Genomic DNA, 13008 nt, shown 5'->3' with positions numbered 1-13008 from the left:
CCACGACTCTCACGAGTCGGGACGACAGGATTTGAACCTGCGACCCCTTGACCCCCAGTCAAGTGCGCTACCAAGCTGCGCCACGTCCCGGTGCGACGATCCGCGGTTGCCCCGCGTGATCACGCGAACAGAACCTTACCCCACGTGAGCGGCTGCCCCGGTGGCGCCGGGGAGCGCGCGACAATCGGTGTATGAGCGGTGCGTCGGAGGATCGGACAGCAGTGGACAGGCGGGACCGGGACGAGGAGGGGCGGGCACGCAACGCGCGGCCACGGGACGGGCTCGGGCGTCCGCTGCCGTACGGCGAACACGGGGTCGCCCGGCAGCCCGAGGGCGTCGTACGCCGCCCCGAGGACAGCGTCGCCGAGGCGCAGGCGTTGCTGGACGCGGGGAAACCGTTCCACGCGCACGAGGTTTTCGAGGACGCCTGGAAGTCGGGGCCGGAAGAGGAGCGCGGCCTGTGGCGGGGGCTCGCGCAGCTTGCCGTAGGGCTCACGCATGCCGCGCGCGGGAACGTCACGGGCGGTGCCCGGCTGTTGCGGCGCGGGGCCGGCGCGGTCGAGGAGTGGGCGGCCGCAGGTGCGCACCGGCAGCCGTACGGGCTGGACCTCGCGGGTGTCGTCGCCTGGGCGCGGGAGCTGGCCGCGGAGGTCGAACAGGAGGGCCCGGCCGTCGATGCGGGAGCCCGGGCGCCACGGTTGTCGAGCCGTCCCGTCGGCGGCTGACCCGTTTCGACGGCCGCGTTGTCAGTGGGGTGCGGCAGACTCGGGAGCGTGCGGAGGATTCGGGTCATCGGTATCGGGGCGGGCGACCCCGAGCAGCTCACCCTGCAGGCGGTCAGGGCGCTGCGGAGCACCGACGTGTTCTTCGTCCTCGACAAGGGCGAGGCCGGGTCCGACCTCGTCGGGCTGCGCCGGCACCTGCTCGACACACATGTGCCGGAGGGGACGTACCGCCTGGTCGAGGTGCGCGATCCGGACCGGGACCGGACGGCCGGGGGCGCCGCGTACACCCGCGCGGTCGGGGACTGGCGCCGTACCAGGGCCGGGATCTACGAGCGGCTGATAGCCGGGGAGCTCGGCGCGGACGAGAGCGGGGCGTTCCTGGTGTGGGGCGATCCCTCGTTGTACGACAGCACGCTCGGGATACTGGAGGACGTCCTCGGGCGGGGCGCGGTGGAGTTCGGGTACGACGTCGTGCCCGGCATCAGCAGCGTCTCCGCGCTCGCCGCCCGGCATCGCACGGGGCTCAACCGGGTCGGGCGCCCCGTCCAGATCACCACCGGGCGGCGGCTCACCGAGGGGCTTCCGCCGGGGGTCGACGACGTCGTGGTGATGCTGGACGCCCGTCAGGCCTTCCTTCGGTACGCCGACGAGCAGTACGCCGACGAGGACATCGACATCTACTGGGGCGCCTACCTCGGCACCCCGGACGAACTCCTCGTCTCCGGGCCGATCGCCGAGGCCGCGCCGCGTATCGAGCGGCTGCGCTCGCGGGCCCGTGAGCGCAAGGGCTGGATCATGGACACGTATCTGCTGAGGAGGAACGTCGGAGAAAGCGGGCCCGGGAGACCGTAGGCACCGGGGAGCACCCGAGCGGGCCGTCCCCCTTGCAGTGGTGGTTCACCGGTGTGATCGTGACCTCGTGACAGCCGTCGAGGACACCGCGCCGCCCGCCGCCGCGCAGCCACCTGTGCTGGACTCCCGCCGCCGCAACGTCGTCTTCGTCACGATCATGCTCGGCATGCTGCTGGCCGCCCTGGACCAGACGATCGTCGGCACAGCCCTGCCGACGATCGTGTCGGACCTCGGCGGTGCCGAGCACATGTCGTGGGTGGTGACGTCGTATCTGCTGGCCGAGACCGTGGCCACGGTGCTGGTCGGCAAGTTCGGCGACCTGTTCGGCCGCAAGGTGGTCTTCCAGGTCTCGGCCATCGTCTTCATCACCGGTTCCTTCCTGTGCGGGCTCGCCACGAACATGACGCTGCTGATCGTCTGGCGGGCCATGCAGGGCGTCGGCGCGGGCGGGCTGATGGTCACGGCGATGGCCCTGATCGCCGACGTCATCCCGCTGCGGGAGCGCGGCAAGTACCAGGGCGCGATCGGTGCCGTGTTCGGCGTGGCCACGGTCATCGGGCCGTTGCTCGGCGGCCTGTTCACCGACCATCTGACCTGGCGCTGGGCGTTCTACGTCAACGTTCCGATCGCGATCCTGGTCGTGGTCGCGGCGGCCCGCACCATTCCGGTGGTGAAGTCGGCGGTGCGCCCGGTCATCGACTATCTGGGCATCGCGTTCGTCGCCGTCGGCGCCAGCGCGCTGATCCTGGCAACGAGTTGGGGCGGCAACCAGTACGCGTGGGGTTCCGGCGTCATCATCGCGCTGTTCGTCGGCGGCGCGGTCTCGCTCGGCCTGTTCTGCTGGGCGGAGTCCCGCGCGGCCGAACCGATGCTCCCCATGCGGCTGTTCGGCAACCCCGTCTTCACGGTGTGCTCGATCCTCAGCTTCATCGTCGGCTTCGCGATGCTCGGCGCGATGACCTATCTGCCGACCTTCCTCCAGTACGTCGACGGCGATTCGGCGACGGTGTCGGGCGTACGGACCCTTCCCATGGTGCTGGGCCTGCTCATCGCGTCCGTCTTCAGCGGCAACGTGGTCAGCAAGTCCGGCAAGTACCGCTACTTCCCGGTCGTCGGCCTGGCGGTGATGGGCCTGGGCCTGTATCTCCTCTCCCTCATGGACGCGTCGACGAGCACCTGGCTGGCCTCCCTCTACATGTTCGTCCTCGGTACCGGCATCGGCCTGGGCATGCAGGTGCTGACGATCGCCGTACAGAACACGGTCGAGTACGCCGACCTCGGCACCGCGACCTCCGGCGTCACCTTCTTCCGTACGCTCGGCAGTTCGTTCGGCACCGCGGTCTTCGGCACGCTTTACACCAACTCGCTGACACCGAACCTCACCGAGGGCATCGCGGAAGCCGCCCGCACGGGCACGGCGGACCAGGCCGCCATCACCAGCGCGGCGACAAGCCCGGCAGGCCTGCACCACCTCCCCGCCCGGGCGGCCGAGCCGATCATCGGCGCCTACGCGGACACCATCCAGACCGTCTTCCTGTGGACCGTTCCGGTCGCGCTCATCGGTTTCGTCGTCGCCCTGTTCCTGAAGCAGGTCCAGCTGCGCGACAGCGCGCGGATGGCTTCGACGGACATGGGTGACGGCTTCGCGACGCCGGTCGCCGCCGACTCGCGCCGCCTGCTGGAGGCCTCCGTCGGGAAGATCATCGGCAGTACGGATCTGGACGCCGCACGCCGGATCGTCACCGGCTCGGACACCCGGCTCGACATCGCGGGCGCCTGGGCGGTGATGCAGGTCGAGCTGTTCACCCGCATGGTCGGCCACGCCGGTCTCGGCCTGATCGCCGCCCGCCGTCACATGCCGCCCGAGGTACTCCTGCCGGTCTTCGACCGTATGGTCGAGGAGGGCTACCTGACGCGCACCGGCTCCTTCTTCTCCCACACCGAGGCGGGCGCGCGCGAGGCCGCGGTGATCGGCGGGGCCTGGGGCTCCTGGCTGGCCGAACGAGTGGAACAGGACCTCGGCCGTCCCTCCGGCGACGATCTGCGCGCCGCGGTGGACACGATCGCCAAACGCCTCCTGGTGGAGGACCTCAGCAGCGGTCTGCCGAGCCGGCCGGCAGCACTGGCGGGCTCGGGCGGGGGTACGTCCGTCCCGTAGCCCGGAGAGTCGCTGGTCAGCGCAGCAGCAACTGGGCTCCGCCGACCACCGTGGCCGCGATCACCAACTGCTCGAACAGCCGCTGGTTGATCCGGGTCACAGCCCATTTGCCGAGAAACGCGCCGGGGACGACGAACAGTACGAGCGCCGCGTCGAGCAGGAGCGAGTGGCCGTCGATCAGACCGAGGCCGGCGCTGAAGGGGACCTTCGAGACGTTCACGATCAGGAAGAAGAACGCCGACGTACCCAGGAAGCCGAGTTTCCGGAAACCGGCCGACAGGAGGTACATCGACATGACCGGGCCGCCCGCGTTGGCGACCATCGTCGTGAAGCCGCCGAGAACACCGTACGAGCGGGCCTTGAGGCGTCCGGCGGGAGTACTCACCGCCTCCGGTTCGTCCTCCTCCCGCTCCTGCTCCCGTTTCGCCTCCGCTTCCGCCCGCCGTCGGCGCCACACCGTCACCCCGGCCATCAGCAGCAGGATCGCCCCGATCGAGGTCCGGACGACCTCGTCGTCGGCCCACACCAGGAACACCGTGCCGACGACCACCCCCACCGCGACCGCCGGGAACAGCCGCCAGAGGGTGGGCCAGTGGGCGTGCCTGCGGTAGGTCAGTACGGCCAGTACGTCCCCGGCGATCAGGATCGGCAGCAGCACACCCGTGGACTCGCGGGCGGGCAGAACGGCCGCGAAGATCGCCAGACTGACCGTGTTGGCCCCGCTGACAGCGGTCTTGGAGAAGCCGACCAGCACCGCCGCGGCGGCGAGAGCGGCGAATTCCCAGTGCGTTATGTGCCAGAGCGTCATCGTGTTCATGCGGAGACCGATGCTAAGCCCACCCAACTGCCGCCGTCAGGACCGTCTCGCCAGGTGACCCCTGCCCCACCCACGACGCGTCACCGTGGACCGGCCTCCCGAGTCCTGGGAAGATCCACGAACACCACGCACACCACCCACGCCGTCAACGACGCACCCGGAGAAGCCATGGCCGAGTCCCGCGAGTACGTCCTCACCGGCAGCGGAGGCGCGATCGCCGTGCGCGAGTGGCCCCGGCCCGCCCCCAGCGATGGCGAAGGTCCGCTCGATCCGCCCCGCTATCTCGCCCTCCTCTCGCACGGGTACGGGGAGCACACGGGCCGCTACGAAGACCTCGCCGGCGTCCTCGTCGCCCATGGCGCGACCGTTCTCGGCCCCGACCACCAAGGACACGGCCGGTCGGCGGGCGAGCGGGCGCTGATCGCGGACTTCGAGGACGTCGTCACCGATCTGCACACCGTCGCCGAACTCGCCCGGTCCGCCCACCCTGACGTGCCCGTCGTCCTCATCGGCCACTCCACCGGCGGCCTGATCGCGGCCCGCTTCGCACAGCGGTACGGCGCCGAGCTCGCCGCTCTCGTCCTGTCGGCGCCCGTACTCGGCAGCTGGGACCTCCCGGGGCGGCTGCTCGAACTCGACGAGATCCCCGACCGGCCGATCAACCCGGCCGCGCTGTCCCGCGATCCCGCGGTCGGGGCGGCGTACGCGGCCGACCCGCTGGTCTGGCACGGTCCGATGAAACGGCCGACGCTGGAAGCCTTCGTACGGACACTGGAGACCGTGGCCAAGAGCGGTGACATCGGGCCGCTGCCGCTGCTGTGGCTGCACGGTGACGACGACCGGCTCGTCCCGCTCGCCGGGAGCCGCGTCGGCATCGAGGAACTGCGCGGCACCGACTGGACCGAAAGGATCTTTCCGGGCGCCCGGCACGACCTCTTCCTGGAGATGGACAGGGCTGAGGCCTACGCCGAGCTGACCGCCTTCCTGGACCGGGTACTCGCGCCCTCGCCCCACTGAACCATCCATTGTCGGCCTGGTCACCCTCATCTCCACCTGATCACTTCCTCTTCTCACCGCCGTTCGCTCTCCGCCGCCTCCGTTGGCCGGTTCCGTCACGTTTCCGTCCCTCCGACCTGGGCACCCGCGTTTCCATGGAGTGGTTGCGGCGAGCGGCCTGTGTGGGAGAAGACCCGGAACTGTTCTTCCCCATAGGCACGAAGGGGCCGGCGGTGCGCGACACCGCTGCCGCGAAACGCGTGTGCGCCCACTGCCCGGTGACCCCGCAGTGCCTGGACTGGGCCCTGCGCAGCGGTCAGACCTTGGGCGTGTGGGGCGGCACGTGCGAGGAGGAACGCGCCGAACTGCTCCGTACCGCGCGAGAACGGGTCCGGTAGCGAGAACCCGGACCGAGTCACGAGGAGGAGTTACCCCATGACTGTAGTGAAGAGCAGCCTGCCGGAGCCGGAACGCAAGATCACCGGTGACGCCCTGCAGGCGACCCTGGTGGATCTGCTGGCGCTGTCGCTGATCGGGAAGCAGGCCCACTGGAACATCGTGGGGCCGAGGTTCCGTTCGATCCATCTGCACCTCGACGAGGTGGTGTCGGCGGCCCGCGCGTTCTCCGACACGGTGGCGGAGCGCTCGTCGGCGCTCGGCGTACCGCCGGACGGCCGCCCGGAGACGGTCGCCTCGGCTTCCGTGTTCCAGGGCCCGAAGGACGGCTGGATCCAGGACACGGATGTCGTCCAGCTGCTTGTCGAGGCACTGGCGACGGCGATCGAGCGCTTGCGCGAACGCATCGACGCGACGGAAGAGGCCGACCCGGTTACCCAGGATCTGCTCATCGGCATCACGGCCGAACTCGAGAAGCAGCGCTGGATGTTCGAGGCGGAAAACGCGACCCGCGGCGACTGACCGGGTCCTCCCCTCTCTCATCTCACTCAAGAGCCATCCTCCCGACAGCGAGGGTGCCGTCGAGGCCGGTCATGTCGGCACCGTCCTCGGCCCGGCCGCAGAACGACCAACACCCCTTCGAGGATCAGTCAGGTCTCCTCGAAGGGGTGGTCGTGTGTGCCGACCACGACGCCGAGGTGCGTACCGTCATGGCTTCCCCGTGGGGAAAAGGGCCCGCACCTCCCACCCGTGCGTCCGCCCGGGCGGCGGCCCCGCGCTCAGGTCCCCGCCCAGGGCCGTGACACGTTCCGTGAGGCCGACCAGGCCGAAGCCACCTCCGTGAGCGGCGGCCGGGAGCTGGGTGCCGCCCCGTCCGTCGTCGGTCACCCCGACCTCCAGTCTTCGGCCGTCGTGACGGAGCCGGACGGTGATCTCGGTGGCGTCGGCCGCGTGCCGTCGCACGTTCGTCAGCGCTTCCTGCACCACCCGGAACGCGGCGGCCTGCACCTCGTGCGGGAGGTCGTCGGGCACGGCGGGGTCACGGTCGAGGGTGACGCGCTGGACCGGGTTCGCGAAGCCTTCCGCCAGTTCCGCGATGCCGTCCAGGTCGCCGACGGGCCGGCGGTCCGCTGCGTCGGGGCCGGTGTCGCGCAGCACGCCGACGGTACGGCGCATCGACGCCAGGGCTTCCGTGGCCGCGCGTTCGATGCCCGCCAGGACGGTGTCCAGGCTCTCCGGCTGGGTGGTGGCCATCATGCGGGCCATCTGGGTCTGGACGAGGATCCCGGTCACATGGTGGGCGACGAAGTCGTGCAGGTCGGCGGCGATCGCCACCCGCTCCGCCCGCCGGGTGTCGACGACCGCTGCGGCCCGCCGGTGGTCCAGCGCGCGCAGGTACCCCGCCAGACCGGCGAAGACACCGATCAGCACGAGCTCGACCAGCATGAATCCCAGCAGGCTGGTCCGGTCGTCCCGATAGAAGCGCGCAGGCGTGCCGAGCAGCGCCGCGGCGTTCAGCACCGCGCAGATGACGGCCCAGGGCTGCGGGCACTGCCGTACCGACATGAACAGCAGAATCAGCAGCACGATCGTCTCGCCCGGGCCGAACGGGGCCTGCTTGTCCAGCAGCAGCGAACCCGCCGTGAACAGCAGTGAGACGACGGCCGGTACGCCCGTGCGCAGTTGCGGGGTGAACCACTGCGGCCGCCGGCTGCTCGGCCACAGCAGAGCGGCGTACCCGAGCGCCAGGACGAGCAGGTGGGGCCAGACCACGTAACCGCTGTCCGTCGCGTCGAGGACGTCGACAGCCCCGGCCATGACCAGGAGTGCGACGGCGAAGGCCCGGGCGCAGTTGCGGGGCGAGTCCGATGTCATGCGGATCACCGTATGCGCGGACGGGAACGACGGGATCGGCCGAATGGCCGAGGGGCCGGTCCGCAAGGGTGGCCGGACGGCCGAGGCGCGCGCCCGTGCCCGCGGGACAGAGTGGAGCCAATTCCCACCCGGTCCGACCTTCAGGAGTACGAGATGCAGCGCAAGGCCCTCATCAGCATCATCGGCGGTGCGACCGCCGCGGTGGCTTTGGCAGGCGTAGGTACACATCTGCTCGCGGGTACAGAGTCGACAACCGCTCTGGACAAACACACGGCGGTGACGGTGGACGGCCACAGGGCCCTGTCAGGAAGCATCGTCGCGGGGCGAGCCCAGAGCAAGTTCCACCCACTGCCCTGGGTGGGCACGAAGGTCTCCCAGGTGTCCTGCCCGACCGGTCTGAAGGCCGTGGCCGGCGCGACCATGACCTGCACCGGTCACACCGGCAAAGGCAAGGACATCGACATACCGGTGACGGTGGTCAAGGCGACAAGTACCTCCTTGACCTGGAAGTTCGAGCGCTGAGCAACGGCGAAGAGACCAAGGAAACGAAGAGACGATGAGCACTGTCCTGGCCGGTCTCGGCCTCACCAAGAAGTACGGCTCCACCACCGCTCTGCACGGCGTGGACGTGAAGGTCGGCGTCCGCGAGTCGCTGGCGATCATGGGTCCGTCCGGGTCCGGGAAATCGACCCTCCTGCACACGCTGGCCGGAGTGGTCCGCCCGGACGGCGGCGAGGTCCTGCTGCACAACGAACGTATCGACAACCTCGGTGAGAACCGACTGAGCGAACTGCGTCGCAAACAGTTCGGATTCGTTTTCCAGTTCGGCCAGTTGCTGCCCGAACTGCCCGCCGAGGAGAACATCGCCCTGCCGCTGATGCTGGACGGCATGCCCCGTGGCCGGGCCGTCTCACTCGCCCGTCGCTGGTTCGCCCCGCTCGGCCTCGACGGTCTGGAGAAGCGCCGCCCCGGTCAGCTGTCCGGTGGTCAGGCCCAGCGCGTCGCGATAGCCCGCGCCCTGGTCGTCCAGCCCGATGTCGTCTTCGCCGACGAGCCGACGGGCGCCCTGGACCAGGTCACCAGCGAGGAGGTCATCCGGCTGCTGACCTCCGTCACCCGTGAGCAGGGGGCCTCCCTGGTGATGGTCACACACGATCCGGACGTGGCCGCCCACTGCGATCGCGTCCTCCAGGTGCGTGACGGCCGCATCACCGGCCATCACCAGTACACCGTCACACCGTGAGTCACGGTCCGCAGTACACCGTCGCCGTGACGGTCGCATCCTGAGCCACGTTCCTCGCCGCTTCAACGCCCCTCTCCCCGGCACTGGTTCTCCCTCGCCAGCCCCCCTCTGCCCCGATCACCGGCCGCTGCGCCCTTCCCGAGTCCAAGCACCCCGGAGCCCTCATGTCCTCGCCCGTTCCCCAGTTGACGTGGTTTCTCGCACGCCGCTCCGGCCGCCGCGGCCTGCACAGCCAGTTGCTGGCGGCCGGCGCCGCAGCGGTCGGCGCGCTGATCCTCCTGGTGCTCACGGCCGCCTATTTCGGCAGCGGCACCCGCGCACACGACACGGCTTGGCGCACCCCCGCCCCCGACCGGCACGGCACGGCCGTCCAGACACTCGGCACGACCTATCTCGGCGACCGCCCGGTCACCGTGGTCTCGCTGGCCCAGCTGCCTGGCCGGAAGGCCACTCCTGCACCCCCGGGGCTGAGCAGGTTCCCCGAGCCGGGGCAGGTGTACGTCTCGCCCGCCCTGGCCGACCTGCTGCACAGGACACCGGCGAAGCAACTCGCCGACCGCTTCCCGAGGGTGTCCTCGTACGGCGCCATCGGCGACGCCGGTCTCGCGGCGCCCCAGGAGCTGGTGGCCGTCGTGGGGAAGGCCGCGTCCGATCCCACGGTCTCCGCCGCGGCCGAACCGCTCGGCGTGTTCGGCCAGTTCGGCGGGTTGACCGCCCGCTCCGTGATCTCCGGCTTCGACGGCACCGATGTCAGCGTGTTCACCTCGGCGGACAAGCCCGCGGTGACCGTCGGTGTGGCGATCGTCGCCGTCCCCGTGGTCGTGCTCGCCGCTGCCGCCGGACGGCTCGGGGCGGCCCGGCGTGAGCAACGGCTCGCCGCGCTGCGACTGGCCGGGGCGACACCGCGACAGATCCTCGCGATGACCGGCCTGGAGTCGGCGGTCGTCGGGGCGGCCGGGGCGCTGACAGGCGCGCTGGCCTACTGTCTGCTGCTGCCCGCGCTGGCGAAGATCCCGTTCGGCATCGGCAGCTGGTACACGGGGCAGTTGTGGGTGGGGCTGCCCTGGCTGCTGGCGGTCACTGTGTTCGTGGCCGGCCTGATCGCGGTGAGCGCCATGATGACGCTGCGTCAGGTGGCGGTCTCTCCGCTGGGCGTGGCCCAGCAGGCGAACCCGCGCCGCACCCGCCTCATCCGCCTGGTCCTCTTCGCGGCAGTCCTGCTCTACATCTACGTGACAGCGTCCTCGGGCAGCGCGGGCCCCCGCGAGCAGCTCGCGATGCTGCTCATGTTCTACGGCGCCTTCTGGCTGCTCGGCCCCTGGGTCGTGGACCGCCTCGGCCGGATCACGGCCCACTTCGCCCGCCGTCCGGCGACCCTGCTGGCTGCACGCCGACTCAGCGACGACCCGCGCGGCTCGTGGCGCACCGTCAGCGGACTGGTCCTCGCCGGATTCGTGGCCGGGTTCTTCACCGTGGGCAACGTGGGAATCGAGGACTACCGCTTCCCTGCTCAGGTCGCCATACCCACCACGAGTACCGCCACTGCCCGCACCGCCGCCACCGAGGCCCGTCCGCTCCTCGACGCGGCCGGAGTGAAAGCGACCGTCACCACGAGCGAGGGCGACGGCGACTTGCTGAACAGTGCCACCGGAGTGCTGGTCCACGTCTCCGGCGGGACGGAGCAGCTCGACACAGCCGTCACCGCACTCTCGAACCTGGTGCCGGGCCAGCTGCCGTACACCCAGGACTACGCGAACGCCGAGAACGACGCCTTCACCGGTCGGCTGGGGGAACTCGGCACCGCCGCCCTCGCGGTCAGCTTCCTCGTCGCGACCGCCTCCGCAGGGCTGACCGCCGCCGCGAACGTCCTCGACCGGCGACGTGTCTACGCCCTGCTGCGGCTGGCCGGCACTCCGTTGAAGCTTCTCGACCGGGCCAGGTTCCGTGAGACGGTCCTCCCGCTGGTCGTCCTCGCCGGTGGCACCACCGCCGCCGGAATCTACGCCGCCTTCCAGGTCAACGAGATGTTCGACAGCACGATCAGCACCTCGGGCGCGGTGACCCTGGCGGTGTGCATAACTGTGGGCGCGCTGGCCATGTTCGCCGCGATCGGAGCGAGCAGGCCCCTGCTTCGGGCGGTCACGGAGAACGCGGCGCAGACGGCGGACTGAGAACGAAAGACAATGGACGACCCTATGGCCGACATGGGAGCGGGGGCAGCCGCCGACCGGACTCCCCCCTCGTCGCTCTCCCCTCCCCCACTCCCCACGAGCCCCTCGCCCTCCTGCACCTTTCCCTCCGCTCCGCCCCACTCGCCCCTCCCACCCCTGAGGCATGATCGAGCCATGACTGCCGCCCCGCCCAGCCCCCCGATCCGCGTCCTCATCGCGGACGACCAGGACATGGTCCGTACCGGCTTCCGCTTCTTCCTGGACGCCCAGCCCGACATCAGCGTCGTCGCCGAGGCCTCCAACGGGGAGGAGGCCGTGGCACTGGCCCGCCGTGAGCGTCCTGACGTGTGTCTGCTGGACATCCGGATGCCCAAGCTCGACGGCCTGGAGGCGACCCGGATCCTGGCCGGCCCCGGTGTCACCGACCCGATGCGAGTCGTCGTCGTCACCACCTTCGACCTCGACGAGTACGTGTACGGGGCACTGCGTGGCGGCGCATGTGGATTCCTGCTCAAGGACTCGGGGCCCACCCTGCTCGCGGAGGCGGTCCGGGCTGCGGCGGCCGGTGACTCCCTCGTGTCGCCGTCGATCACGGTCCGTCTGCTCCAGCACATCACCGCCCCGCAGGCCACCGCGTCCCGCCCGGCAGCTCCACCCCAGGTCTCCACCGCGACGCTCGCGGAACCGCTCACCGACCGGGAACTCGACGTCGTCCGGTTGGTCGCGCTCGGTCACACCAACGCGGAGATCGCAGCCTCCCTGTTCGTCTCCCTCTCCACGGTCAAGACACACCTGTCGAGCGTGCAGCTGAAACTGGCCGCTCGGAACCGGGTGGAGATCGCGGCCTGGGCATGGCAGTACGGGCACGCGCGCCCGGAGGTCTGACAGCGGCGGGTCAGCCGGATGTGGCGCGTTCGACGTGGAGAGGCTCTGCAGAAACAGGACGACTTGAAAGTACGATCAGCCAATGTCTGAGATGATCGAAACCACGCCCGGCTGGCTGGCACCCGACGAACTCGAGCAGTCTCGCGCCCGGATGCCGATCCTGTACGTAGAAGCCGTACCCGTGCGTGTCGATGACAACGGGGAAGTCACCAGCATCGGGCTGCTCCTGCGCATCGGATCGGACGGCAACGTCAGCCGCGCTCTGGTGTCGGGCCGTGTTCTGCACCACGAGCGTGTACGCGATGCCCTCATGCGCAATCTGGAGAAGGATCTCGGCCCAGTGGCACTGCCCAGAATCCCGGCCTCCCCGCAGCCCTTCACCGTCGCGGAGTATTTCCCGACATTGGGCGTCACCCCGTTCCACGACCCGCGTCAGCACGCGGTGTCCCTCGCCTACATCGTCCCGGTGGCCGGCGACTGCCGCCCGCGCCAGGACGCCCTCGATCTGGTCTGGTTCAGTCCGGAGGAGGCGTCCTCCCCCGTGGTCCAGAACGAGATGCCTGGCGGTCAGGGGATGCTCCTCAAGCAGGCCCTCGCCCATGTCGGCCGCCTGTCCTGAACCGGCGGACCACCGAGACCCAGCAACTACCGGGGTTCCGTGGAGAGGGCCCGCCACTCGCCGGGTCGTGGCCTCGACCGCCTCAGGAGCCCACAGATATCCCATCTGGGTGCGGCGGCCCTCGCCGACGGGTGCTCCTTCCGCAGACACGGCTGCCGCTTGGCGGCGCAGGTACGGCAGGGCGAGCGACTGCGTAAGGCGACGGCTGCGCAGAAGCGCCGCGCTGAGGGGTTTGGTGATGCGGGGGGCGTTGACGTCGAGGCGGGTGTAG

At 70.3% G+C, this 13008-nt stretch carries 13 protein-coding genes and 1 tRNA gene; 11 read left to right on the top strand and 3 right to left on the bottom strand.

The features are described 5' to 3' along the window. Positions 1-16: 16 nt before the first annotated feature. A tRNA-Pro gene (locus STRTUCAR8_RS08735) sits at positions 17-90 on the bottom strand. Positions 91-191: 101 nt separating this feature from the next. Here STRTUCAR8_RS08735 and STRTUCAR8_RS08730 point away from each other — a divergent pair. The 3 genes from STRTUCAR8_RS08730 (at position 192) to STRTUCAR8_RS08720 (ending at position 3735) form a co-directional block, all read left to right on the top strand. Beyond that, entirely contained in the window at positions 192-725 is a 534-nt protein-coding gene (locus STRTUCAR8_RS08730; protein WP_044471880.1) for a DUF309 domain-containing protein, read from the top strand. 48 nt (positions 726-773) lie between these two features. Further along, positions 774-1577 carry a precorrin-6A synthase (deacetylating) gene (cobF, locus tag STRTUCAR8_RS08725; RefSeq protein WP_006375186.1) on the top strand — a complete coding sequence of 268 codons (804 nt, stop codon included), beginning with the start codon at positions 774-776 and terminating at the stop codon, positions 1575-1577. A 67-nt stretch (positions 1578-1644) separates the two neighbouring features. Continuing rightward, positions 1645-3735 (top strand): MDR family MFS transporter, encoded by a 2091-nt coding sequence (locus STRTUCAR8_RS08720; RefSeq protein ID WP_006375181.1) that lies wholly within the window; start codon positions 1645-1647, stop codon positions 3733-3735. 16 nt (positions 3736-3751) lie between these two features. Here STRTUCAR8_RS08720 and STRTUCAR8_RS08715 read toward each other — a convergent pair whose 3' ends face one another. Continuing rightward, positions 3752-4552 (bottom strand): sulfite exporter TauE/SafE family protein, encoded by an 801-nt coding sequence (locus STRTUCAR8_RS08715; protein ID WP_044471879.1) that lies wholly within the window; start codon positions 4550-4552, stop codon positions 3752-3754. A gap of 168 nt (positions 4553-4720) precedes the next feature. On the opposite strand from STRTUCAR8_RS08715, the gene STRTUCAR8_RS08710 reads away from it, so the two are divergent. The 3 genes from STRTUCAR8_RS08710 (at position 4721) to STRTUCAR8_RS08700 (ending at position 6466) form a co-directional block, all read left to right on the top strand. Continuing rightward, the gene (locus tag STRTUCAR8_RS08710; protein WP_044471878.1) at positions 4721-5569 is read left to right on the top strand and encodes an alpha/beta hydrolase; all 849 of its coding nucleotides are present in this window, start codon (positions 4721-4723) and stop codon (positions 5567-5569) included. Positions 5570-5703: 134 nt separating this feature from the next. Further along, positions 5704-5946, top strand: a complete 243-nt coding sequence (locus STRTUCAR8_RS08705) for a WhiB family transcriptional regulator (protein ID WP_044471877.1) — start codon at positions 5704-5706, stop codon at positions 5944-5946. Positions 5947-5983: 37 nt separating this feature from the next. Further along, positions 5984-6466 carry a Dps family protein gene (locus STRTUCAR8_RS08700; RefSeq protein WP_006375180.1) on the top strand — a complete coding sequence of 161 codons (483 nt, stop codon included), beginning with the start codon at positions 5984-5986 and terminating at the stop codon, positions 6464-6466. 186 nt (positions 6467-6652) lie between these two features. On the opposite strand, the gene STRTUCAR8_RS08695 is transcribed toward STRTUCAR8_RS08700, so the two are convergent. Further along, the gene (locus tag STRTUCAR8_RS08695; protein ID WP_006375189.1) at positions 6653-7819 is read right to left on the bottom strand and encodes a sensor histidine kinase; all 1167 of its coding nucleotides are present in this window, start codon (positions 7817-7819) and stop codon (positions 6653-6655) included. Between the two features lie 153 nt (positions 7820-7972). On the opposite strand from STRTUCAR8_RS08695, the gene STRTUCAR8_RS08690 reads away from it, so the two are divergent. The 5 genes from STRTUCAR8_RS08690 (at position 7973) to STRTUCAR8_RS08670 (ending at position 12737) form a co-directional block, all read left to right on the top strand. Next, positions 7973-8341, top strand: coding sequence for a DUF4333 domain-containing protein (locus STRTUCAR8_RS08690; protein WP_006375188.1), 369 nt, complete (start codon positions 7973-7975; stop codon positions 8339-8341). 34 nt (positions 8342-8375) lie between these two features. Next, positions 8376-9062 (top strand): ABC transporter ATP-binding protein, encoded by a 687-nt coding sequence (locus tag STRTUCAR8_RS08685; protein WP_006375184.1) that lies wholly within the window; start codon positions 8376-8378, stop codon positions 9060-9062. A 164-nt stretch (positions 9063-9226) separates the two neighbouring features. Then, positions 9227-11233, top strand: coding sequence for an FtsX-like permease family protein (locus STRTUCAR8_RS08680; protein WP_006375185.1), 2007 nt, complete (start codon positions 9227-9229; stop codon positions 11231-11233). Positions 11234-11407: 174 nt separating this feature from the next. Next, entirely contained in the window at positions 11408-12118 is a 711-nt protein-coding gene (locus STRTUCAR8_RS08675; RefSeq protein WP_006375177.1) for a response regulator, read from the top strand. A 91-nt stretch (positions 12119-12209) separates the two neighbouring features. Further along, on the top strand, positions 12210-12737 hold the full coding sequence (locus tag STRTUCAR8_RS08670; RefSeq protein WP_044471876.1) for an NUDIX hydrolase family protein: 528 nt from the start codon (positions 12210-12212) through the stop codon (positions 12735-12737). Positions 12738-13008: the final 271 nt, after the last annotated feature.

Source organism: Streptomyces turgidiscabies Car8, from assembly GCF_000331005.1.
Lineage (GTDB): Bacteria > Actinomycetota > Actinomycetes > Streptomycetales > Streptomycetaceae > Streptomyces > Streptomyces turgidiscabies.
This window is presented reverse-complemented; position numbering and strand designations above follow the sequence as displayed.

Excerpts from the sequence above, each read along its gene's own strand:
- STRTUCAR8_RS08730 (WP_044471880.1), top strand. The coding sequence starts at position 192 with ATGAGCGGTGCGTCGGAGGATCGGACAGCAGTGGACAGGCGGGACCGG.
- STRTUCAR8_RS08715 (WP_044471879.1), bottom strand. The coding sequence starts at position 4,552 with ATGAACACGATGACGCTCTGGCACATAACGCACTGGGAATTCGCCGCT.
- STRTUCAR8_RS08710 (WP_044471878.1), top strand. The coding sequence starts at position 4,721 with ATGGCCGAGTCCCGCGAGTACGTCCTCACCGGCAGCGGAGGCGCGATC.
- STRTUCAR8_RS08705 (WP_044471877.1), top strand. The coding sequence starts at position 5,704 with ATGGAGTGGTTGCGGCGAGCGGCCTGTGTGGGAGAAGACCCGGAACTG.
- STRTUCAR8_RS08700 (WP_006375180.1), top strand. The coding sequence starts at position 5,984 with ATGACTGTAGTGAAGAGCAGCCTGCCGGAGCCGGAACGCAAGATCACC.
- STRTUCAR8_RS08695 (WP_006375189.1), bottom strand. The coding sequence starts at position 7,819 with ATGACATCGGACTCGCCCCGCAACTGCGCCCGGGCCTTCGCCGTCGCA.
- STRTUCAR8_RS08690 (WP_006375188.1), top strand. The coding sequence starts at position 7,973 with ATGCAGCGCAAGGCCCTCATCAGCATCATCGGCGGTGCGACCGCCGCG.
- STRTUCAR8_RS08685 (WP_006375184.1), top strand. The coding sequence starts at position 8,376 with ATGAGCACTGTCCTGGCCGGTCTCGGCCTCACCAAGAAGTACGGCTCC.
- STRTUCAR8_RS08680 (WP_006375185.1), top strand. The coding sequence starts at position 9,227 with ATGTCCTCGCCCGTTCCCCAGTTGACGTGGTTTCTCGCACGCCGCTCC.
- STRTUCAR8_RS08675 (WP_006375177.1), top strand. The coding sequence starts at position 11,408 with ATGACTGCCGCCCCGCCCAGCCCCCCGATCCGCGTCCTCATCGCGGAC.
- STRTUCAR8_RS08670 (WP_044471876.1), top strand. The coding sequence starts at position 12,210 with ATGATCGAAACCACGCCCGGCTGGCTGGCACCCGACGAACTCGAGCAG.